This window comes from Novosphingopyxis baekryungensis DSM 16222, assembly GCF_000420305.1.
GTDB lineage: Bacteria > Pseudomonadota > Alphaproteobacteria > Sphingomonadales > Sphingomonadaceae > Novosphingopyxis > Novosphingopyxis baekryungensis.
On record NZ_ATUR01000009.1, the window covers coordinates 18,253 to 41,288 of the forward strand.

A 23,036-nucleotide genomic window follows, 5' to 3' on the forward strand; every position below is an offset into this window, starting at 1 on the left:
GCAATGGTTCGGCAGAGAGGGAAGGTCCGCAGCGAGGCTGTTGCGCCCCCCCCTTTGCAGAACTCGATTTCTATCCTTCGGCTGAAACCGTTGCAGCTTAGCTCGTATTGCTCATGCTCGTGATCGGATTTCGGGCAGGCCATCGCTCGCGTGGCCCTGCGTCGAGAGAAGCTGCCCGCTAGCGAGCATTGGCTCAGACCCCTCGTGTTAACTAGGTCCGACGCCGATTCTGCGCGCAAGCCACAAGCTCGCGGAAGGAACAATAATCCACATGATGATGGGGACCAGACCGATGTTGGTTCCAGGGACAAGCGGCATGACAGAGCTGTACGTCCAACCCCAGTCGGCTCCCACGGCGAGTATCTCGACGATTGAGGTGATGGCCAGGCCGATGCCCAGGTAGACCAGAAAGCGGGAGATCGGCCATTCGACGATCCAGGGGGTTCGACCGTTTCCGAGCGACGCGCCCAGATAGGAAGCGACCATGATACCGGAATCACCGAACGATGCGAGACCGCACCGATAGGCCACTTCCGCGGGGCTGAGCTCCCCGGTCCCGTAGAACGGCAGCTGAAGCATCTCCCAGGCAAAGGCAATCAACGCCCCGAAGATCGCGACCCACAGGACGGGATGCGCACCGCGCCAGATGCGCCGGCCCTCTCCATACGAAGTCTGGTGTAAGTTCATTGTCGTTCATTCAGCACTTTGTATCTCATTTGCTTGGTAGCCTCTTTGTCATGCTTGGAAGCGGGGAAGAGTAACGGCCCGCAGTCTCAATGCATTTCCGATTACCGAGACCGATGACAGGCTCATCGCGGCAGCGGCAATCATCGGACTGAGAAGTAGCCCGAACCACGGATAGAGAACCCCAGCTGCGATCGGTATGCCGATCGCATTGTATCCGAAGGCGAAGAACAGATTCTGTCTGATATTGCGCATCGTTGCGCGAGACAAGACAATGGCTTGTACCACGCCCACGAGATCGCCGCGGACAAGAGTTACTCCGGCGCTCTCAATGGCAACGTCGGTGCCTGTTCCCATAGCAATCCCGACATGCGCTGCGGCAAGGGCCGGTGCATCGTTGATACCGTCGCCGGCCATTGCGACGCGTCGACCGGCGTTCTTCAGCTCCTCGACCTTGCTGTGCTTCTCCTCGGGAGAGACATTTGCATGAACCTCATCGATATCGACCTGCTCAGCGACCGCTTGCGCAGTCGCTCGGCTGTCCCCGGTAAGCATGACGACGCGTATTCCTCGGGCGTGGAGCTCTGCAATTGCGGTACGACTAGTCTCCTTGATCGGATCGGCGACCGCAATAAGGCCTGCCGGCTTTCCATCAACCGCAACAAACATGACGGTGTGGCCAAGCTGCCTGCCTTTCTCGGCGGACGAACGCCATTCCTCGTTAAGGGCACCGATGCGCTGCATCAGCTTGTCATTGCCAATGGCAACCTTTCGATCATTGACGAAGCCCTGGATACCTTCTCCGGTCACGGAATCGATCTCGGAGGCGTCCTGAACTGGCGCACCTCGCTTCTTCGCGCCTTCGACAATCGCATGCGCGAGCGGGTGTTCGCTTCCTCTTTCTACTGCGGCGACCAACCCAAGCATCTCGGTTTCGTCGTAACCCGGCTGCACGATGACGCTGACAAGGTCCGGCTTGCCCAGTGTAAGCGTACCGGTCTTGTCCACGACCAGCGTGTCGATCTTCTCCAGAGTTTCGAGGGCCTCGGCGTTCTTGATCAGAATACCGTGCTGCGCCCCCTTGCCGGTGCCCGTCATGATCGACATCGGCGTGGCGAGCCCCAGGGCACACGGACAGGCGATGATCAGGACTGCGATAGCGTTGATCAGTGCATAGGCGAGCGCCGGAGCGGGCCCCCATATAGCCCACACGATGAAGGCAATCACTGCGACCACAACGACGACCGGCACGAACCATGAGGTTACCTGGTCGGCCAGGCGCTGGATCGGCGCCCGGCTGCGCTGTGCCTCTGCAACCATCTGGACAATCTTTGACAGCATGGTGTCCGCGCCAACCCGGGTTGCGCGCATGGTGAAGCTGCCCGTCTGGTTGACGGTACCGCCGATGACCGTGTCACCTGCGCCCTTCCTGACGGGAAGAGGTTCGCCGCTGATCATTGATTCGTCGACCGCGCTGCTACCGTCTTCGATTGTGCCGTCCACGGGGACCTTGTCGCCGGGCCGGACGCGTAGAAGGTCATTCGATGACAACTGATCGAGCGGCACTTCGCGCTCGTCACCCCTTCCGAAGATCTTCATCGCGGTTGGAGGCGCCAGTTCGAGAAGCGCTCGCAGCGCGCTCGAGGTGGAGCCGCGCGCCTTCAATTCGAGCACCTGTCCCAGCAAGACGAGCGTCGTGATCACCGCCGCAGCCTCGAAATATACAGCGACCCGGCCTCCCTCGTCCCGGAAGGCATCGGGAAAGATACCGGGGACCAGCGTAGCCACCACACTGAAGAAATAGGCGATCGCAACACCGAAGCCGATCAGCGTGAACATATTAAGGTTCATCGTCCGCACCGACTGGATCGCTCGCACGAAGAACGGCCAGCCTCCCCAAAGGACGACTGGCGTTGCGAGCAGAAGTTGGATCCATTGTGCCCAGGCAGGCTCGATCAGGCTGTCGAACGGCCTGGAGGGAATGAGATCGCCCATGGCATAGGCAAATAACGGGACGGTAAAGAGCGTGCTCCACCAGAATCGGCGACGCATGTCCACAAGCTCGGGATCGGGCCCTTCATTGAGGGTAACCGTCTCGGGTTCAAGCGCCATTCCGCAGATCGGACAGGAGCCCGGACCCGGCTGGCGGATTTCAGGGTGCATTGGGCAGGTGTAGATTGCGCCTTCCGGAACATCTTCGACCGCATCGAGGTGCGCGTTCGAAAGATAGAGCTCTGGATCGGCCCGAAATTTGTCAAGGCAGCGCGAAGAGCAGAAATAATGCTGTGAGTTTTCGTGCTCGTGGACGAAGCTGGCACCCTCGATTGCTACGCTCATGCCGCAGACCGGATCGACGGCAGTTCCGCTGGGGACCGGCTTGTCAGCCGCGTCGGAAAAAGTCTCGGTCATTTGTTATTCCCTATTAAGAGCGCGTCGTTTGAATACTCTGTCGGAGCACCAGGTCTTCGACAATGGCCGAATAGCTGAGCCCGCCAAAGGTTTGCCCGTAGACACACGAGGTCCGCTCATGACTTGAGATATTTTATGAATGCGAAGATCCCGAGTGTTATTAATCCCAGCAAACCAATCCAGACCACACCCATTGCAAGCATCATCACGGGGTTTTGCATCATTCCATCGCAGTTCATCATCATCTTTCGTATCGATAACTGCCTCATGCTCAAGAAGCTCCGGAGCCTGCGCCGCGCCAACTTCCGGTGCAGCGCAGGCCACCCATTACTGCTTGGAGATCGCGGTCAGTTCGCCGCCGCTTTCTGTGGTTCGAAATTCAAAGGTGACGCGATCGCCGACTGCGACCTTGTCGATGGTGGCCTCGTCTGCGGAGAAGGCCATTGTCATCGCTGGCCAGCCAACCGCAGCGATCGGACCGTGGTCGATCGTAACCTTGCCATCGGCTTCGTCGATTTCCGTAACCGAGCCTTCGCCGCTTCCCGCTTGACCCGCTTCGGCGGGATCCATCATCGCCATGTCATCCCCCATCGGCATGCTGTCGGCATCCGCCATGCCCTCGGACATCATCGTTTCGGACGGCTCGGCTGTTTCGCTGGCATTGTCGCAGGCAGCAAGGGCCAGCGGAGCAGCCAATAGAGTCAGGTAAGTTGTGGTACGCATTCTTCTTCTCCTTGGGGATTGACCGGTTTTTCCGGACGGGGCCGCCGCAACAACAAATATGCGGCGGGAAGTACGAACATGGACAGGAGCGGCGCGGTAATCATACCGCCGATCATCGGTGCCGCGATCCGGCTCATCACCTCCGAGCCAGCTCCGGTTCCGATCAAGATCGGGAACAGACCCGCAAGGATAACCGCTACGGTCATCGCCTTGGGTCGGACACGCAAGAGCGCCCCTTCGCGGATCGCCTGATCCACTTCCTCGGCGCTCATATCGCCACTTCGTCTCTCGAGGGCTGCCTTGAGATAGATCAGCATGATCACGCCGAACTCTGCCGATACACCGGCCAGCGCAATGAACCCGACGGCAGTGGCTACAGACTGGTTGTAGCCCATCAGGTAAAGGAGCCAGTAGCCACCTGACAGGGCGAATGGCAGCGTACCCATAATGAGCATTGCCTCGTCCCATCTTCTGAAGATCAGATAGAGCAGCAGGAAGATAATCACGAGTGTGGCGGGTACGACAATCTGCAACCGCTCGTACGCCCGGGTGAGATATTCGAATTGACCCGCGTAGGACAGACTGACGCCGGCCGGGAGATTGACGCCCGCGGCAACGGCTTCCTGGAGGTCGGCAACCACCGATGTAAGATCGCGGTCGCGCACATCCACATAGATGTAGCTGGTCAAGCGCCCCTGCTCGCTCTTGAGCATGGGGGGGCCATCGCTGACGCCGATCCGTGCGACCGTGCCGAGTGTAATCTGTTGTCCCGACGGGGTCAGCAGGGGCAAGGTTCGCAATTCGTCGACGCTGTCGCGAATTTCACGGGGGTAGCGCACATTGATCGGATAGCGCGCCAGGCCTTCAACCGTTCGGCCAATATTGGCCCCGCCAATGGCGCCCGAGACGATCTGCTGGATGTCGGTGATCTTGAGGCCGTATCTTGCCGCCGCAGAACGATTGATATCAACATCAACGTAGCGTCCGCCCGAAAGCCTCTCGGCTAGTGCCGAACTGACGCCGGGAATTGTTTTGGCAACACCCTCTACCTCGAGCGCTACACGTTCGATCTCGGCAAGATCCTCGCCCGACACCTTGACCCCGATCGGGCTCTTGATCCCGGTCGCAAGCATATCGATGCGGTTACGGATCGGTGGTACCCAGACGTTGGCGAGACCGGGCACCTGTACAATTCTGTCGAGTTCTTCGATCAGCAGGTCCGAGGTCATGCCTTCGCGCCATTCCTCACGCGGCCGGAACCGGATTGTGGTTTCGAACATGGTAAGCGGTGCCGGATCGGTGGCCGTATCCGCGCGACCGGCCTTGCCGAAAACTGTCTCAACCTCCGGCACCGACTTGATAAGCCTGTCGGTACGCTGCAGCAGCGCTGAGGCCTCGCCCGGTGAAAGACCGGGAAGGGCGCTGGGCATGTAAAGCAGATCGCCCTCGTCGAGCGGCGGGAGAAACTCCCCGCCGAGCTGCGAGAAGGGAATCAGCGTGGTGAGGAAGATAGCGCCTGCAATCGCGAGCGTGGCTTTGGGCCAGCGCATGACCCAATTAAGACCCGGTCGGTAAATCTTGGTCAATCCGCGATTGAGGAAGTTGGAATCCTCTGACGGGATTTTACCCCTGATCAGCCAACCCATCATCACCGGAACCAGCGTTATCGAGAGCAGAGCAGCGGCCGCCATGGCATAGGTCTTTGTGAAGGCAAGCGGAGCAAAGAGGCGACCTTCCTGAGCTTGCAGAGTGAACACAGGCAGGAAGGACAAGGTTATGATCAGAAGGCTGAAAAACAGCGCGGGTCCGACCTCCTTCGAAGCATCAGCAATGATGCGCCAGCGCTCCTTGACCGAAAGCACTGTGCCGGGGTTTTCATGCTCCCACCGCTCGAGATGCTTGTGCGCGTTTTCGATCATCACAACGGCGGCATCGACCATGGCGCCGACCGCAATCGCGATCCCGCCCAGCGACATGATATTGGCATTCACCCCCTGGAAACGCATCACGATGAACGCCGCCAGCACGCCCAGGGGAAGGGTTATGATCGCGACCAGCGCCGAGCGCGCGTGCCACAGGAAAAGCGCGCATACGAGCGCGACGACGATGAACTCCTCGATCAGCTTGGTCGTCAAATTCTCCACCGAGGCGTCGATAAGTTGCGAACGGTCGTAGGTCGTGACGATTTCGACACCTTCGGGAAGGCTCGCCTGCAACTCGTCCAGTTTTTCCTCGACAGCCTGAATTGCACTGCGAGCGTCCGCGCCCTGTCTGAGAACGATAATGCCGCCGGCAACCTCTCCTTCCCCATTGAGCTCGGCAATGCCGCGACGCAGTTCTGGTCCGACCTGGATTGTGGCGACATCTCCCACAGTGACAGGCACGCCTCCTGCTGCGGCCCTGAGGGGGATCTGCCGGAAGTCGTCCAGCGTCGTCAGATAGCCTGATGCGCGGACCATGTATTCGGCCTCGCCCATTTCGACGATCGAACCACCGGCTTCTTGATTGGATGACTGGATGGCGTTCACTATTTCGGCATGGGTGACGCCAAACGAAGCCATCCGGTAAGGATCGAGCACGACCTGGTACTGCTTGACCATGCCTCCGACACTCGCCACTTCCGCGATGCCGGGAATGGTCTTGAGCTCGTATCGCAGGAACCAGTCCTGAATGCTTCTCAGGCCCGCCAGATCATGTCCGCCGGTGCGGTCGACAAGGGCATATTCGTAAATCCATCCCACGCCCGTCGCATCCGGACCGAGCGTGCTCGTAACACCCTCGGGCAAGCGATTCTGGACCTGGTTGAGGTATTCGAGCACACGCGACCGCGCCCAGTAAAGGTCGGTACCATCCTCAAAAATGATGTAGACGTAGCTGTCACCGAACATCGAGTAGCCGCGTACGGTCTTTGCTCCGGGCACCGACAGCATGGTCGTCGCCATCGGGTAGGTCACCTGGTCCTCGACTATCCGGGGCGCCTGGCCCGGATAGTTGGATCGGACGACAACCTGGACATCGGACAGATCGGGCAAAGCATCGACCGGAGTTGTGCGGACGGCCCATAACCCGCCAAGTGTCACAGCTATGGCGGCGAGGACGATGAAAAGTCGATTGGCGATCGAGGCATCGATAATGCGCGCGATCATTGCCCGGCACTCCTGATGGTCTCGATACGGGGGCCGGCGTCCTGCTGCGTGAAGGTAAAGCGCACTCTGTCGCCCTTCTCGAATCCGCTGATCTGCGCTGCATTCTTCGTGCGGAAGGTCATCGTCATGGCAGGCCAGTCTAGCCGCGGGACGGGCCCGTGCCGCAGCGTGACGGAGGCATCGGCAATCTTCTCAATCGTGCCTATGGCACTGAATGTCGCTGGCTCGTCTTCACCGTCCTGGTCCTGGCCTGTCTGTTCGATCGTACGAACATCGAGTCCTGCCAGGCTTGCTTCGGAATCGAGCAGGAACTGGCCCGAGGTCACGACTTCTTCGCCTTGCGAAAGGCCGGCCAGTACTTCGGTCCTGCCGCCAGCTTCGCGGCCGATCCGGACTTCGGCAGGCATGAACCCGCCCTCGTCCTGTTTGATCATCACGATGGTCCGGCGTCCGGTCCGGATCACCGCTTCGGAAGGCACCAGCAGAGCGCGCCTGGTGTCAGGGGTCAACGAGACCTGCGCGAACATGCCCGGCTTGAGCCGCCCGGAAGGATTGGGCAATTGTGCGCGGACGGTGATTGTCCGGCTCGCATCCTGTGCACTCGGCAAGATCGCGATGATCGGTCCCGAAAATCTCTCATCGGGAAATGCGGTCAGAGTTGCGCTGACCGGTTGGCCGACCCGGATGTTCGCTGCTTGTGTCTCGGGCACCGATGCCTCGAGCCAGATCGGCGAGAATCCGGTTATTTCCGCCAGGGTCTGGCCGGCCATCACGGTCATGCCGGGACGCACGCCGAGCATGGTGATGGCCCCGCCTGTCGGCGCAGTGACAGTGATCGTCGCCTGGGCGCGACCGGTCCGGCCCACCGAGGAAATCTGCCCATTCGACATGCCGAGCAGCCGCATGCGCTCGCGCATGGCTTGCGCAAGCTGTTCGTCGCCGCTGTTCAGGACAGCCAGATATTCCTGTTGCGCCCCACCCCATTCCGGCACGAGAATATCGGCTAGCGGCGCGCCCCGACTCACCACATCATCTGGAGCGCGGCCATAGGTGCGTTGGACAAAGCCACCAGCCCTTGGCTGGACAATCGCAACGTCCCGCCCATTATAGGCGAGAATACCGGTAACAGACACTTCCGGCTCAAGTACGCCGTATTCGACTTCGGCGGTCCGGATGCCGAAATTCTGGACAAGTCCTGCGTCGATCTGAACCCCGGAGGTGGCCTCCTCGCCGGCGCATTTAGGAACAAGTTCCATATCCATGAACGGCGATTTTCCAGGCTCGTCGAAACGTTGTGCTGGCACCATCGGATCGTACCAGTAAAGCACGTCATCACATTCGGCGCTGGATGATCCCCCGTTGCCATTTGTCTGACTTCCGCTCTCACCAAGCTGCGACACACCGTATCCGGCCGTCACACTAATCAGTGCGACCGTTGCTGCCATCGTCCAGGACTTCTGGCGTTGCGACAGCCCGTCCCACGCGGCTCCCATTTTAGCTCTCATGGCTGGTACTCCGTATAGGTCAGTCTCAAGGTTGTGGCGGTTTCGACTGTCGTTTCCTCGCGTTCGAGGATCTCGATTTGTAGGAGCGCCAAGGCCTTGATCGCTTCGATTACATCGAGCAGTTCGGCGCGGCTTGCGGCGAAGCTGGCCCGTTCGAGATCAGCCCGGCTTTGGGCGAGGGGCAGCAGCTCCTCCGTGGCACGCTGCCACTGGCGGTATGCGCTGCGCCAGGCTGCAAGGTCGGCCTCGAATTGCGCTTGCAGTTCGCGCAAGCGATCAAGCTGGATCGATTGCGCTGCGGTCGCTTCGGCTTCAGCAGCGGCAATCCTTGGATCCTGCCGCCTGCCCGCGAAAATCGGGAGCGTAATCGAGCCCATGACCGAGACGACATCACCGAACATCGGATCGCGCCTGCCATAACTGACATTGATCCCGAAATCTGGCCGCTTTTCCGATCGGGCGAGATCGATCCTCGCCTCGGCTTGGCGCACCTGTGCGACAGCGAGAATAATTTCAGGATTATATTCCAGGCTCGCCCGAAGTTGTTCAACATCGACATCGGGGGCCGGAATGCTTCCAGTCGCCGTTGCGTTTTGCACGGCAATATATCGCGCGAGCATGGCCTGCGCCGCCTCACGGTCAGCGTCGATGCGCGTCCGCATATCCTCGACTTCCAGAACGGCACGGCGAATCTCGAGGCTTTCACCCGGCCTGGCCGACCCCGCGGCAACGGCGCTACGCGCCAGTGGCACCAGCCTTTCGATCTGCGCAAGTGCGTCATCGGCAACATTCAGGGCTTGCTGGGTGTAAGCGAGCGAAATCCATGCTTCCCCCGCGCCAAGACGCGTCATATGGCGCGTATGGGCGAGTTGCGCTGTGGCAATGTCGATATCGGATGCTGCCATTCCGGCTCGTGCACGACGTTTCGCAAGATTTGGGATTTCCTGCTCGACCCCCACCTGAATCTGCGTGGGAAGCTGTCGATCCAGCTCGAATGCGGCCGGGCCGCTGATCGGCAGGTTCTGAACGCCTGCGCGCAGTCTCGGATCGGGAAGCTCGTCGGCAGCATCTGCGACTTGTCGGCGAGCATCGAGTTGTAGTTCTCGCGCTCTCACCTGCGGCTGGTCGGCCACGGCGGCTCTCAACGTTTCTTCATACCCAATCGATTGGGCGTAGCTAACCGGCGCAATAGCCAGCAGAACCGGGAGTGCGGTCCAACGTAGTCTTTTCATGAATCTCATTCCGCTAGAGGGCGCGACCGGTACGCGTTCAAGACAATTCGCCAGCGACTTTAGTGCAAGCAGAATGTCCAGCCAAAACTTGCAGGTTTTCCCCTGCATCGATTTCAGGCCCCAGCTTGCGGAGGCGGCGGTTCCGGTCCGACTCCAGCCTCGCCTGGTGTAGAGCTGCCGAAGTCGGCGAATCGCAGGCGTGTGGCCGGAAGGGCGCGTACCTCTGACACATCGTTGCCCATCGCCAGCGGCGGAATACAGCCCAGCGCAACAAGGCAATCAATACCTAGCTCATCGCAAGGCGATTTATCATTTCGATCTTGAGGCACAGACGTGAGCATTTCATCGCAGTGGCCCTCGACCATTGTAGGCTCTTGCGGAAGTGCCGACGCATGAGCTGCCGATTGGACAAAAAGTCCAAACCCAATCAGAATGAGGCCAAGAGCGCGAAGCATTCCGATCACCCGCCACTAGGGCGGCGCGGCGAGGCTGGGAAGCGCAAGTCAAGACGCCTCAGCCAAGGGAAAATCGTTGTTTTCGGGCTAACTGATAGCATGAAATTAGCTGGCTTTTATGAGCAAAAGGGTCCTGCCCCGCAGGCTAATGCGGGGCAGGTGGGGGGTGTCGAAGCGTTCGACAAAGATTGACAACCGGTTTTAACCTTCTTCGCCCTGCGACATCTGCTCCTGCTTTTTCTTCATCATTTCGTTGCAGTTGCGCATCATTTCCATCATTTCGGCGCGCATTTCGGGATCATTCATCATGGCCATCATGCCCGACATTTCCATTCCGGACATATCACCCTGCATCTGGCCTCGCATCTCGCCGCGCTCCTGTTGTTGCGCGCTTTGCGCTCTGTTGGGCTGATGATCGACCTTGGGCTGCGCTATGGCCGCTGATGCGAGACCAATCGTTGCGAGAGCTCCGAGCGCAGTGATTTTGAAGTTGTTCATGGTGTTTTCCTTTCAGTTATCAGATAGCGCGCTGCACAAACCTCCGGGTCATCGTGCGAGCGGCCATGCAAATCGTATCGACATCACGTCTCGGTCGATGTTCCGTTCTTGCGCATGCACATCGCAAGCATAGCCAGGCACGGCAGCACATAGAGAAACGGAAGAATCGCTGCGAAGCCGAACCACATGGATCCGAGCGCAAGCGCAGCGAGTGCCAAAACAGCGCTCGCTGCGAGCAGCCATTTGCGCCGTTGGCCCAAGCCACCAGAACAAGATCCCCCTGCTTCCTTATGCAAAGGATCGGCGGTGGCGGGGACCGGCACCAGGGCGCGGGACGACGGGATGTTCATTTCTTCTCCTTAATCGAATCAACCGATACGAAGAGGATAGGGCTTCCCATCATTGGAAGGTCAAGGGTTTTCGGCAAGATTTATTGATCGCGAGCCAAATATCTTGCATTCCCACCATTGGAAGGTTAGGTCGTTCTTATGAAACACATACACACGATCGGCGAGGCTGCCGCTGCAAGCGGCGTCTCGGCCAAGATGATCCGCCATTACGAAAAAATCGGATTAATCGCGGCGGCGGAGCGGACAGATTCCGGTTACCGGCTCTACACGCCCGCCGATATTCACACTTTGCGCTTCATTCGCCGCGCGCGGAATCTGGGCTTCTCTGTGGACGATATTTCCGAGCTTCTGGATTTATGGAGGAACGACTCGCGCACGAGCAAGGACGTTCGGCGAGTGGCCGATGGCCACCTCGGCGCTTTGCGCGCAAAGGCAGCAGAAATCCATTCCATGATCGATGCTCTCGAACAACTATTCGATGGTTGCACGAATGACGAACGCCCGGATTGTCCAATTCTTGACGACCTAGCGGACGCCGCCAAACCCGCCCGACCCAAGCAGGTCGGGCACAAGTTTGGTTTCGAGCGCGTCTGCTAGGCTCGCGGATCTCTCTTAGTAGCGCGCGTAGACACTCGTCGCGCCATCCGCAGCGACACCCGTGATCGTCCAGGTGCCTGTCTTTGCGCCGCCCATTCCCGGCGAACCCGCCGGCATCCCGGGCAGCGTAATGCCGGAAATCCGGGGGCGCTCCTGGAGCAGGCGATTGACGCTGTCGACCGGCACATGACCGTCCACGAAATAGCCACCGATGAGCATCGTGTGACACCCTTCGAGGCCGGCGGGCACACCTTGTCGCTCTTTGATCAGCGCGAGATCATGCGTCGCGACCATTTTGACCTCATATCCGCTGGCTTCAAGATAATCGCCGTAGCTCTCGCAGCAGCTACACTGCGGATTCTTGAAGATTGTCGCAAATGGTCTTGCTTCCTGGGCCACCGCAACCGATGGCATCATGGCTAGCGCCGCAAATGACAACGCGACTTTCTGTAAGAAACGCATCAGGTTTTCCTTTCTTTTCAGTTCACTCGAATCGTGGCCATCATTCCCGCAGCTTGGTGCTCGAGAATATGGCAATGAAACATCCAGTCGCCGGGATTGTCCGCGACGAACGCGATTTCGACGCGTTCCTGCGGCGCCATGAGCACGGTATCCTGCCATTCGCGATATCGTGTGGGCCGTCCATTGCGAGACAGCACCCGGAAGCTGTGTCCGTGCAGGTGGATTGGATGCCACCAGGCGGTATCGTTCGACATATCGAGGAGAAGTGTCTCTCCACGCGCGGCGGTAATAATCGGATCGTGCACATGACCGGTCGCCGTAACGCCATTTACCGTCCAGCCCATCAAGGGGTGATGTAATCCTTCCCCTCATGGGAAGGTCAACCCCGCCCGATGGAAATCGGCAATCAAGAGCACGAAAGATCCCGGAACTCGTCTACATGGAGGACGCGCACGCACGTGCAGAACAATTTTCCTTCACGACGAAACTTCGCGCGTATCGTTCACCAAGTTCTGCGCCGCCGATATCGGGCCCGCCGTTATCTGCGGATATGCGGTTCTCTTGATATGCGAATTCAGAGTTGCCGCTCGGTTACCGCCGCCGTCAGGTTCGTGGCTGCTGCGATTTCTTGGCCAGCTCTTTCCAACGGCCGGGGCTTGGCAGCAGCATCGGAACCCTACGCATATAAGCGCGATATTCGTCACCAAATTTACGGATCATTTCGCGTTCTTCCTTGCGCGCGAGAAGATAGTAGGCAAGCACGATGACCGGGAACAGAGCGGCCGAAAAAATTGTCGGCCAATGAATGACACCTTCTCCGAACAGAGCGAGAAACAATCCGGTATACGCGGGTGCCGTACGAAACGGTATAGTCCATCGGTGACAAGCCGGTTGTCGTGGCGTGCCTTATAGACTGCGCGCCATCCGTGAATGAACATTCCTACGCCGATTATCGCTAGCGAGTAGCCCACCAGCATCGAGACAAACATTCCGGTTTCGCCTAGACCCACGAGGGTAGACCACAGATTGGCGCTGACATACTCCCGGTCAATGCCGAAGGTCCTGATGAGGACATAGACTGTCAGCGGAAAGCCGAACATTTCAGCGTAAAGGGCGATGATGAAAGCCTGGACGAGGCCGGCGCCGGTCCATTCGCGCCATCCGCGCGGGGCGAAGTACCGGTAGAAGATCCACGACACGATAACGATCATTACTACCGCGAAACCCCAGCCCATCAATCATTCCCTTCTGCTGCCAGTCGACGACAGGGTTACCTGCCTTACCCTCTGCGGCCCGCAGCCGCACCCGCCCAGCATCGCGGCAAGCCGCCAATACGCTGCGTTCAGTTCCGTAGCGCCAAAGCAAGCAACCTATGAAGATCCGCTCACTGGGCCTTGGCACAATGATGCTGCTTGCCATCATTGGAAGGTCAAGAGATATATTTGCCTCCAGCTCGAATGGATGGCTCGATTGAGACAAACCCTCGCTGAGTCTTTTCAGCCTTGGGGATGGAAACCGACCTTGCGGCAAGGTGTGGGAAGATGGGATTCTCGCAATCCGGCCTTGACCTTCCAACGATGGCAAGCACTAAGTTTGCTGTATCCGACGATTCGATGCGGCGGTCACGTCCCCCCAAGTTCCTTAGGCGGAGATGGCTTCCCATCGAGCGGAACGCCAAACCTATGGAGAGAGAGATGAAAACCAGCGAGATAATGACTAGCGATCCGGCATGCTGCAAGGAAGACCAAAGCCTTCAGGACGCTGCCAGGCTCATGGTCGACAATGATTGTGGGCAAATTCCGGTCGTCGACGATGACGGTGGTCTTGTTGGTGTGATCACCGATCGCGACGTGTGTTGCCGGGCCGTGGCCGAGGGAATGTCGGCGGAGACACGCGTCGGAGACGTGATGACCCGGTCGGTCGTGAGCGTTACCCCCGATACCTCGCTGGAAGACTGTCTGGCGTCCATGGAAAAAAACCAGGTTCGCCGTGTTCCGGTTATCGATGATGACGGGAAATGCTGCGGCATGGTTTCGCAGGCCGATGTCGCCCGCACAGGAAGCGATGCGAATACGGCCGATCTCGTGCAGGAAGTTTCCCAATCACGCGAAGATGGGAAATCCTCTGGCTGTTGTTAGAACGACGAGAACCAGCAGCCGCCTTTTGAAAGGGGCGGCTGCTATTTGCTCCCTATCGAAGTGGATCATTTTCCGGCTACGAACTCGAAGGCACTCCCATGGACAAGCGTATCGTTCTGATTACTGGCGCGAGCGGATATATTGGCCGCGCGCTGACGCAGCGCCTCGGCGGGACTTATCGCGTGATTGGTCTCGACCGGTCTTCCGTCGAGGATAATCCCGATCTCGAGGCCTCATACGCTATTGACCTGGCAGACGAAGCATCGGTTGTCGACGCCTTGGCCAAAGTGCGCGCCGCGCACGGCAAAACGATTGCCGCGTGTATTCACTTAGCTGCCTATTTCGACATTACGGGGGAACCAAATCCGCTTTACAACGACGTCAACGTTGAAGGGTCACGCAGGCTGATCAAGGCGCTTCAGGACTTCGACGTCGAACAGTTCGTCTATGCCAGCTCGATGCTGGTCCACGAACCCAAACCTCTGCCCGACGAACGTATTGATGAATTCACCCCGATCGGCCCGACCTGGCCATACCCCCAGTCGAAAGCCGACGCGGAACAGGTACTGCGCAAGAACCGTGGCGACATCCCTGTTGTGTTCCTGCGGTTTGCCGGGGTCTACGATGACGAGGGGCACTCCGCCTTTCTCGCCGAACAGATTGCCGGCGTCTATGAGCACCGCATGTCGGCACATCTGTATCCCGGCATGTTGTGCGCTGCGCAATCGGCACTGCATCTTGAAGATCTGACCAAGGCGGTCGAGCAGACAATCGCGCATCGGGCTAATCTCGAGGGCGAGACGCCGATACTTATCGGAGAGTCCGAGACGCTGGGTTATGCGGAAATTCAAGACATTGTTCATTGTCAGATCCATGGAGAAGAATGGACGACTGTCCGCATTCCAAAGAGCGTGGCGAAACTGGGCACGTGGATCGAGGAAGAAGTCCTTGGCCATGACGGGTTCGTCAAGCAATGGATGGTCGATGACGCCAACGCTCACTACGTCCTTGATATCTCCCGCGCCCGGAAACTGCTGGGATGGGAGCCAGAGCATTCGCTCCGCGAAACGCTTCCGACCATCATCGACGCGCTGAAAGCCGACCCGCAGGACTGGTACGAGACGAACAAGCTGAACACGTCCCGCGTGGCCTGGCATCCAAAGCGTTCGGACCCAAAGGAGACCGAGCCAGCGACGACTTCGTCGCATGACGCCGATATGTCGCACGACAACGATAAATCGCGTAACGGGCATCAGATGGCCGGCGAAATGCACGATATGGACGGGCCTCAACGCGGAACCCGCTGGACGCATTTTGCCGTCATAGGGCTCGGTCTGTGGCTCGCTGCAAGTCCGGGTGTCTATGACGTTGTATCGGCCGAGACCGCGCGTGCCTCTGTGGTCGCGGTGAGCATCGAGCGGGGATTGCCGTCGATCGAATGGCGGGCCAACGCTCTTGCCCTAAGCGATATGCTGAGCGGGATCGCGTTGATGATTTTCGGCGCCATGTCGCTTTCGAAGCGTACCGCCTGGCTTGGGCAGTGGGCGACAGCCTTTATCGGCATCTGGCTGCTTTTCGCGCCCTTGTTCTTCTGGAGTCCAAGCGCAGCACAATATCTGACCAATCTGCTTGTCGGTACATTGGTGATCGCATTCGCGGTCCTTGTACCGATGATGCCCGGCATGAGCATGGAAGGCATGATGGACAAGAAGTCCATCCCGCCCGGGTGGACCTACAGTCCCTCGACAGATGCCCAGCGATTTCCGATTGTTGCGATGGGCATAATCGGCCTTTTGATTTCGCGCATGCTCACCTCCTACCAGCTTGGCCATATCGATGTGGCGTGGGAGCCGTTTTTCTCCGGATCGCTTGCCGACCCCAAGAACGGTACCGAGGAAATTATCACTTCTGATGTATCCAAGGCCTGGCCGATCCCCGATGCCGGGCTTGGAGCGGTCAGCTATGTGCTTGAAATTCTGATGGCGGTCATGGGAACCCGCGCGCGCTGGCGCACCATGCCGTGGATGGTCACCTTCTTCGGCATTCTGGTGATTCCGCTGGGTGTGATCAGTATCTATTTCGTGATCATTCAGCCGATCGTGATCGGCACGTGGAGTACACCGGCGCTGATCGCTGCCCTCGCGATGCTGATTATGATCCCGTTCTCGCTCGATGAAGTCATCGCCATGGGGCAGTATCTCTACTGGTCGAAAAAGGAAGGCAAACCGCTTGTCCGTACCTTCTTCAAGGGCGGCGCTGCATCACGCGGCGAAATCGACGATACCGACTATATGACCGATGCTGGCTCCATATGGGCCAACACGGTGCGCGGCGTGACCTTCCCGTGGACCTTGATAGCGAGCACAGCTCTGGGTGCTTGGTTGATGCTAAGCAGAATTACGCTTGGCAACGAGGGGGCGATGGCGAACAGCGATCACGTGGTAGGTGCATTGGTGATTACGGTGGCCATTATCGCGACTGCGGAAGTCGCGCGCGCCCTGCGCTTCATCAACGTTGCATTCGGCGCCTGGCTTGTCGCAGCACCATTCATCCTTGCGGGGGCTTCGTCTGCCGGAACGGTGGCATCGGTTGGGGTCGGACTGCTCTTGATCGGACTGAGCCTGCCTCGCGGCAAGCGTAGCGGTGAGCATTATGCTGGCTGGGATCGGTTTGTTGTATGACCGGCTGACCCGAGCAAAGCGGATCTGGCGCTCGTCGTTGACGAACAGGACGAGGACGAGATCTAACCCACATTTTTCTCAGAGCATTGCTAGCAACGTGCCCTGAGTTCCCACAAGATAAATAGGAGTATCTACATGACCCTTTCGATTGGCTCGACAGCCCCCGACTTCATCGCTGAGACCACACAAGGCAGCGTTAACTTCCATGATTGGGTGGGTGACAGCTGGGCAATCCTCTTTTCTCATCCCAAGGCTTTCACTCCGGTTTGCACGACCGAGCTTGGTTACATGGCCGGGCTCGGCGAGGAATTTGCCAAGCGCGACACCAAGATTCTCGGCCTGTCGGTCGACAGCAGTCAGGATAATCGCGATTGGCTCCCCGATATCGAGGAGGTGAGCGGAAATAAGGTTGACTATCCCGTGGTGGGCGACAGCGACCTCAAGGTCGCCAAGCTCTACAATATGTTGCCCGCCGACGAAACGGGCAGTGCCAAGGGCCGAACCGCAGCCGACAATGCCACCGTCCGCGCTGTCTATATCATTGGCCCGGATAAGAAAATTCGTGCCATGCTGCTTTACCCGATGAGCAGCGGGCGAAATTTCGATGAAGTGCTCCGGCTGCTGGATTCGGTGCAGCTCACCGAACGCAAGGGCGTCGCGACGCCGGTCAATTGGCAAAAAGGTGATGACGTGATCATTCCGCCTTCCTTGTCGGACGAGGATGCAAAGGCGAAATATCCTGCTGGCTGGGACGAAAAAAAACCATACTTGCGCGTGGTTCCTGAACCTATCGACTGAATCATCGAGCATGTTTGCGGCGATTGGGTGTCGGCGAGAATACTGTATGCTCATGCTACGTTTTGAGTTCGTCGGCGCATCTCTGAATGAACCAATTCGTTCGATATATCGATCTTCAAGAAACGTGACCGCTCAGGTGCATTGAATAACCAAACCCAATCCCCGGCTGGTTGTCTCTTCATTAATCGAATGGCGGCCCCGTCTCCCCTCGAGCCCTGCGGGTCGCAGGTGTCCCGGGGCCGCTCAGGAACCTCGCGCTTGACCCAACCCTGGGCGCGGGGTTCCGTCTTTCTGGTACAATGGGTCTTGAGCGCAGGTATGTTGGCGAAAGGACAGCGGTGTCGAGCGAGCTTGGGCGCCCCTGTATCTGCAACGAGGTTTGGTCATAACTACGAGAAAGAAAGACAGCGCGCTTTCCAGGTGGGAAGACGAAGGCCGAGCGCTGCCATGCGCCCCCAGCTACCGCTCGACGCCGTTTGCGACGAAGGAAATATTCCTGCACTTTCGGGCTTGAGGTCAGGCCTTCCCGATTTTTACCGATTGTCGCGGTTGTCACGCCTTTTCTTGAGCGTGAAGCTAGTCTGTTCTCACCGTGGCCGCTTAGGTCCTGACCGACGCCGCGCGCAGTTAACCGAGCACCGGGGCTGCGCAATGCAGGTGTGAAGAGCTTCAAGAAAAGCGGGATGCAGTTTTCCATCGACCTTCAATTCGTTGAAGGCTACGCTACAACTGCGGAATACGAAAAACTCTCACTTGGGAAGCCTCTGGTCGAAAGAGTACTATGGCAGATCTATTCAAAGATCACATGTGGTTAAGAGCCGCCCGTGGCGGCTAGTCGTTTCATGGCTAAACAGATTAATGCTGTCGAGCCATTTCCTTTGAATGAAGGCAAGACCACCTTTGTGAGTGTCATAAGCAGCTCGGCTGCTGTTTTGGCAGCTTGCTCTTGCTGCATTCTGCCGTTGGTGCTGGCCGCTGCCGGGTTAAGTGCGGGTTTGAGCAGTATTTTGACGCCTCTGGGCTCGCTTCACTGGCCAATGACCGCGCTTTCGATGATTACGGTGGCGGCTAGTTGGCTCATTGTTCTACGGAAATATCGGCGCAAATGTCATTGCGATCCACAAGTCGCACATAAATGGTTCTTGAACCCTCAGATAATTATGCTCCTGGTTGCAACTGCGTTGAGCTTCATCGCTGCCGCTTGGGGCTTGTTCGAGCCAACTCTTATGAAAGCATTTATGTAGTCTCATGCTCTGAGAGAACGCCACTCGCATGTATGCTCCGTTTGATGCGATGGCTGAAGCCAGCGTAGAGATACGATGGGCCATTGCTCAACGATGGTTCCAGACGCTTTTCGGCCTGCCATGTCATGCAGGCTGATGCTGCCTGGCAAGGTTTGAGGGGAAGCGTTTCTGTTATCGAGCGGATCCAAAGCGATCTTGATTTCGACGGATTTGGAAAAACTCCTCGATCCCGAAGCATACCAGTTCGATTTGCCATCCAGATATGGTTCTGGTGATAGTCCCCTAGTTCGATCAAATGATGGGGGCGTGCGCACAGTTCGTGATAACCGGCGCAGGCTTCCGCATTATCTATGGCAGGACAACCCATCCCTGCGGCGACTTCCCGCCGATCTCATGCATGTGCCCGACAGCTTCTTCGACGCAATCACCGCACTTTAAATTGGCAGGCACGGCAACGCCGATTTTATTAGGATAGGGCAGGTCGAGTTCGGCCATGATCCTCTGAAACTCGGAAAGCGAGATGCCGTCGTTCAATCGAGGATTGCGTGTGCGCTCCTGCAGGATCGTTGATACCTGGCGGCCCGAGTAGTCATGTGCAGGATAGACCAGCGTGTCTTCCGGGAGGGCGAACAGCTTTTCGCGGACTAATTTGTAGAGAGTGGCGGAAACGCCGCTCTGGAAATCGGTGCGACCGCACCCATCGATCAGGAGCGCGTCGCCAGTGAACACCTGCGTATGGCCGCCCTGCTCTATCAGGTAGCAGTGATGTTTGTCGGTATGGCCGGGTGTAAACAGCGCGCGGATGGTCAGCTCGCCTACTGCTAGGGGCTCCTCTTCGCTCACTTCCACATCCGCACATGAGATATTGTCATCGGCAGGGTAAGCGACCTTGCACCCTGTCAGACTGCGCAGTCTGCGTCTGGACATATGACGCCGAATGGCGGCGATCACAACAAATCCGTCGTCACCCATTCACCGGTGACGAACACACCGGCAAGGATCACGACTGCAGAGAAGATGTATGTTAGCGTCCGCTTGCGTGCCGCGAGGCTGTGCGAGGCCCGGGTTCCCAGCCAGCCCCCCATCGCGCCTCCGCCAATGAAGAACCCGGCAATCGGCCAATTGATCAGCCCGTCCAATGCGTAATTGGCGGCCGTGGTGGCGCCGAAAGCCGTTACGGAGACCAGCGATGAGCCGATCGCATTGAGGATCGGCATGGCCGTCGCGGCAACCAGGCCCGGCACCACCAGAAACCCGCCGCCGATACCGAAAAAGCCGGACAGTGCGCCGACAATAAACCCACCGGCCGCCAGCCGCGGGGTCAACCGCAATGCGGTCGCTGCGGTAAGGCGGACATCCGGGTCGGACCCGCCCGATTTTTCGCGTAACATGGACAGGCCGACAATGATCATCACCAAGCCGAACAGGCCCAGCAGGAGATCGCCCTGTGTCATCTTCCCCAAAGTCGATCCCGCCGCTGCACCGATTATACCGAATGCCGCGAAAAGACTTGCGCAACGCCATTTCACACTTCCGCCACGGGCATGTAACAGCAGATTGGCCAAGGCGCTCGCGGCCACGGCGGCAGCGGATGTGGCGATTGCGACATGTGTGTCGTGAACGCCAACAACATAGATCAATAGCGGCACGGCGAGGATCGATCCCCCGCCGCCGATTAAACCCAGCGAGAACCCCACGAGGAGCCCTGAGGCTAGCGACAATGACGCCTGGACAAGACCGATGTCCATCAGGCGGGCGCAGCCGTCATTAACTTGTCTCGCCGGGCCTGCTGCCGGCTTCGCCGTTCGGACTGCAATAGATGGCGTAAAGCGTTTCCAGCACCCGCCGCGTCGCATCGCCGGACAGTGAATAGTGGATCGAGCGGCCGTCTCGCCGCGCCGCGACCAGACCGTCCTTGCGCATCAGCGAAAGATGCTGCGAGACGACGGTTTCACCGATCTCCAGTAAATCGGCCAGCTCGCCCACGCTGCGCTCGCCCTCCACAAGCTGGCAGGCGATCATCAGGCGGTTGTGGCTGCCCAATGCCTTGAGCAGGGCCACCGCCTTTTCGGCTTGCTCGCGAATATCTTCAGCTTTCATACTTGCATATATGCGAAGGTGTGCATATAAAGTCAATCACAATTTGCCGCCGCGCCAATGCGGGCCGGGAGCTTTGAACCAGATCCAGGATGATGCCTTATGACCCACATCAAGACCCTCAACGACAGTTTCGCCGTCTCGACTGCTCCGCCTTCCGAGGGCGACCTGCGCGCGTTGGCGGAGGATGGCTACAAAGCCGTCGTCAACCTGCGCTGCCAGGATGAGGCGGATCAGCCAATCGCGCCGGACCTGGAAGGTGAAGTTGCTGCATCGCTTGGCCTCGAATATCGTCACCTGCCGGTGGCGGGCAGCGCCATGTCGGATGAACTCGTCGATGAATTCAGGGCCAGCGTCGAAGCGCTCCCGAAGCCGGTGCTGATCCATTGCGCCTCGGGCAAGCGCGCAGGGGCCTTCACCATGATGCATCTGGCGGCGCAGCAGGGAATGGGCGGCGACGCGACCCTGCAGCAGGCGGCAGATATGGGCTTCGTGTGCGACGAACCGGGGCTGGAAAATTTTGTCCGTAATTACGTCGACCGGGCGCAGGACTGAGTCACTCCGAGCCGCCTTCAACCAGCATACAAAAAGAGCTTTCGATGAAACCCGACGTAGACGCATTTTTCGACACAAATACCAATACGGTTACCTATGTCGTGTCCGATCCCGCGGCCAAGGTGTGCGCGGTGATCGACCCGGTGCTCGATTTCGATGCCGCAGCGGCACGAACCGCGACAAAGTCCGCCGATAAGGTGCTCGATTTCGTCCGGCAGAAGGGGTTCAAGTGTGAGTGGATACTGGAAACCCATGTTCATGCCGATCACCTGTCCGCCGCACCTTACATTCGCAGCGCGCTCGGCGGTAAACTCGCTATCGGAAGCCAGATCACCGTCACGCAGAATACCTTTGGTCCGATCTTCAATGCCGGGGCGGACCTGCCGCGCGATGGACGCCAGTTCAACCATTTGTTTGCCGATAACGACAGCTTCGACCTGGGCGCCATATCGGCTCGGGCACTGCATACGCCGGGACATACGCCCGCGTGCATGACTTATGTTATCGGCGACGCCGCCTTTGTCGGCGATACGCTGTTCATGCCCGATTACGGCACGGCGCGCGCCGACTTTCCCGGCGGCGATGCACGTACGCTCTATCGCTCTATTCGCCGGATCTTCGAGCTACCAGGCGAGACGCGGCTGTTTATGTGTCACGACTACCTGCCGGAAGGCCGCTCGGAGCATCGGTGGGAAACTACGGTACAAGACCAAAAGCACAGCAACATCCATGTCCACGCCGGGATCGGCGAGGATGCATTTGTGGCCATGCGAGAGGAGCGCGACGAACAGCTGGGTATGCCACGTCTCATCCTGCCATCAATCCAGATCAACATTCGCGGTGGAAATATGCCTGGCGCAGAAGAAAATGGAACGATCTATCTGAAACTGCCGGTCAACGTTTTGGGTGAACCGCAAACACCGCCCGAAGCAACAGGCCCACGCACCCAGTAAGTTTGCTGTCGACGCATCAACCAGAGGGTGGAAGGTACGTTATGATCCGGAATGTCGAAAACAACCTGGCGACATGGGCCGCAAAAGTCCGATTGATCGATCCGGTCTTCCGCCTCTCTATGAGCCTCATATTCATCATAGGCGGATTGGGTCATTTTTTTGCGCATGAATATATGCTCGGGCGGATGGCATCGTCGCCATGGAAAGATCATGTTGCTTTATTTGGTGATGCGTCCATCCTTTTGTGGCTGTCTGGCTTGGTGTTCATCGGTGCAGGCATATCCCTGGCCTTGGGGTGGATGACTCGGCTCTCATGCGCCGCGCTATTTCTCACTCTCGTTCCGATAACTTTCGCGGTCCATATCGCCCCTGGCCACACAGGCCCTCTGCTCAAGAATATCGCTATCCTGGGGGCGCTGGCATTTCTCTTCGTTCGCGGACCAGGAAGTCATTCAATGGATATGGCGCTTGGTCGCGCAGCTAGTTGAACGAAGAGCACGCTGACCTGC

Annotated in this window: 22 protein-coding genes; 8 read left to right on the forward strand and 14 right to left on the reverse strand. The window is 58.4% G+C overall.

The features are described 5' to 3' along the window. Nucleotides 1-207 precede the first annotated feature (207 nt). The 8 genes from G410_RS16950 to G410_RS0114040 all read right to left on the reverse strand — a co-directional run bounded on the left by G410_RS16950 (nt 208) and on the right by G410_RS0114040 (nt 11,002). A complete protein-coding gene (locus G410_RS16950; protein WP_022674293.1) occupies nt 208-687 on the reverse strand; it encodes a hypothetical protein in 480 nt (159 codons plus the stop codon). 48 nt (nt 688-735) lie between these two features. Then, complete coding sequence (locus G410_RS0113995) at nt 736-3,093, reverse strand: heavy metal translocating P-type ATPase (protein WP_022674294.1); 2,358 nt, start codon at nt 3,091-3,093, stop codon at nt 736-738. 327 nt (nt 3,094-3,420) lie between these two features. Next, complete coding sequence (locus tag G410_RS0114005) at nt 3,421-3,816, reverse strand: copper-binding protein (RefSeq protein WP_245559373.1); 396 nt, start codon at nt 3,814-3,816, stop codon at nt 3,421-3,423. Continuing rightward, a complete protein-coding gene (locus G410_RS0114010; protein WP_022674296.1) occupies nt 3,795-6,962 on the reverse strand; it encodes an efflux RND transporter permease subunit in 3,168 nt (1,055 codons plus the stop codon). Before G410_RS0114010 ends, G410_RS0114005 begins: the two co-directional genes overlap by 22 nt. Beyond that, a complete protein-coding gene (locus tag G410_RS0114015; RefSeq protein WP_022674297.1) occupies nt 6,959-8,455 on the reverse strand; it encodes an efflux RND transporter periplasmic adaptor subunit in 1,497 nt (498 codons plus the stop codon). The genes G410_RS0114010 and G410_RS0114015 overlap by 4 nt, the downstream gene beginning before the upstream one ends. 8 nt (nt 8,456-8,463) lie before the next feature. Further along, nucleotides 8,464-9,699, reverse strand: coding sequence for a TolC family protein (locus G410_RS0114020; protein ID WP_022674298.1), 1,236 nt, complete (start codon nt 9,697-9,699; stop codon nt 8,464-8,466). A gap of 656 nt (nt 9,700-10,355) precedes the next feature. Then, entirely contained in the window at nt 10,356-10,652 is a 297-nt protein-coding gene (locus tag G410_RS0114035) for a hypothetical protein (protein ID WP_022674301.1), read from the reverse strand. Nucleotides 10,653-10,735: 83 nt separating this feature from the next. Continuing rightward, a complete protein-coding gene (locus G410_RS0114040; RefSeq protein ID WP_022674302.1) occupies nt 10,736-11,002 on the reverse strand; it encodes a hypothetical protein in 267 nt (88 codons plus the stop codon). 138 nt (nt 11,003-11,140) lie between these two features. On the opposite strand from G410_RS0114040, the gene G410_RS0114045 reads away from it, so the two are divergent. Further along, the gene (locus G410_RS0114045; protein WP_022674303.1) at nt 11,141-11,599 is read left to right on the forward strand and encodes a Cu(I)-responsive transcriptional regulator; all 459 of its coding nucleotides are present in this window, start codon (nt 11,141-11,143) and stop codon (nt 11,597-11,599) included. 15 nt (nt 11,600-11,614) lie between these two features. Here the strand turns inward: G410_RS0114045 and G410_RS0114050 are convergent, their stop codons facing one another. The 3 genes from G410_RS0114050 to G410_RS17190 form a co-directional block, all read right to left on the reverse strand. Beyond that, the gene (locus G410_RS0114050; RefSeq protein ID WP_022674304.1) at nt 11,615-12,061 is read right to left on the reverse strand and encodes a DUF411 domain-containing protein; all 447 of its coding nucleotides are present in this window, start codon (nt 12,059-12,061) and stop codon (nt 11,615-11,617) included. 17 nt (nt 12,062-12,078) lie between these two features. After that, entirely contained in the window at nt 12,079-12,405 is a 327-nt protein-coding gene (locus G410_RS0114055; protein WP_022674305.1) for a multicopper oxidase domain-containing protein, read from the reverse strand. Nucleotides 12,406-12,777: 372 nt separating this feature from the next. After that, on the reverse strand, nt 12,778-13,296 hold the full coding sequence (locus G410_RS17190) for a hypothetical protein (RefSeq protein WP_211215029.1): 519 nt from the start codon (nt 13,294-13,296) through the stop codon (nt 12,778-12,780). Between the two features lie 459 nt (nt 13,297-13,755). On the opposite strand from G410_RS17190, the gene G410_RS0114065 reads away from it, so the two are divergent. From G410_RS0114065 to G410_RS0114080, 4 genes are all read left to right on the forward strand, one after another. Beyond that, complete coding sequence (locus tag G410_RS0114065; protein ID WP_028971507.1) at nt 13,756-14,199, forward strand: CBS domain-containing protein; 444 nt, start codon at nt 13,756-13,758, stop codon at nt 14,197-14,199. A 98-nt stretch (nt 14,200-14,297) separates the two neighbouring features. Continuing rightward, nucleotides 14,298-16,880, forward strand: coding sequence for an NAD-dependent epimerase/dehydratase family protein (locus G410_RS0114070; protein ID WP_022674307.1), 2,583 nt, complete (start codon nt 14,298-14,300; stop codon nt 16,878-16,880). Between the two features lie 135 nt (nt 16,881-17,015). Next, on the forward strand, nt 17,016-17,678 hold the full coding sequence (locus G410_RS0114075) for a peroxiredoxin (RefSeq protein WP_022674308.1): 663 nt from the start codon (nt 17,016-17,018) through the stop codon (nt 17,676-17,678). An 842-nt stretch (nt 17,679-18,520) separates the two neighbouring features. Then, on the forward strand, nt 18,521-18,922 hold the full coding sequence (locus G410_RS0114080) for a hypothetical protein (RefSeq protein WP_022674309.1): 402 nt from the start codon (nt 18,521-18,523) through the stop codon (nt 18,920-18,922). 348 nt (nt 18,923-19,270) lie between these two features. Here the strand turns inward: G410_RS0114080 and G410_RS16960 are convergent, their stop codons facing one another. From G410_RS16960 to G410_RS0114095, 3 genes are read right to left on the reverse strand one after another with little or no spacing between them, the layout of a single operon-like run. Further along, nucleotides 19,271-19,894, reverse strand: coding sequence for an MBL fold metallo-hydrolase (locus tag G410_RS16960; protein ID WP_084489260.1), 624 nt, complete (start codon nt 19,892-19,894; stop codon nt 19,271-19,273). Beyond that, nucleotides 19,870-20,670 carry a sulfite exporter TauE/SafE family protein gene (locus G410_RS0114090; RefSeq protein WP_022674311.1) on the reverse strand — a complete coding sequence of 267 codons (801 nt, stop codon included), beginning with the start codon at nt 20,668-20,670 and terminating at the stop codon, nt 19,870-19,872. The genes G410_RS16960 and G410_RS0114090 overlap by 25 nt, the downstream gene beginning before the upstream one ends. A gap of 19 nt (nt 20,671-20,689) precedes the next feature. Continuing rightward, complete coding sequence (locus G410_RS0114095; protein WP_245559374.1) at nt 20,690-20,983, reverse strand: ArsR/SmtB family transcription factor; 294 nt, start codon at nt 20,981-20,983, stop codon at nt 20,690-20,692. A gap of 138 nt (nt 20,984-21,121) precedes the next feature. On the opposite strand from G410_RS0114095, the gene G410_RS0114100 reads away from it, so the two are divergent. Genes G410_RS0114100 through G410_RS0114115 form a run of 3 tightly spaced genes read left to right on the forward strand, consistent with a single transcriptional unit; the run spans nt 21,122 to nt 23,015 of the window. Beyond that, nucleotides 21,122-21,574: a protein tyrosine phosphatase family protein gene (locus tag G410_RS0114100; protein ID WP_022674313.1), complete on the forward strand. Its 453-nt coding sequence runs from the start codon at nt 21,122-21,124 to the stop codon at nt 21,572-21,574. 44 nt (nt 21,575-21,618) lie between these two features. After that, a complete protein-coding gene (locus tag G410_RS16965; RefSeq protein ID WP_022674314.1) occupies nt 21,619-22,527 on the forward strand; it encodes an MBL fold metallo-hydrolase in 909 nt (302 codons plus the stop codon). Nucleotides 22,528-22,568: 41 nt separating this feature from the next. Next, nucleotides 22,569-23,015, forward strand: a complete 447-nt coding sequence (locus G410_RS0114115) for a DoxX family protein (protein WP_022674315.1) — start codon at nt 22,569-22,571, stop codon at nt 23,013-23,015. The last annotated feature ends 21 nt before the right edge of the window (nt 23,016-23,036 follow it).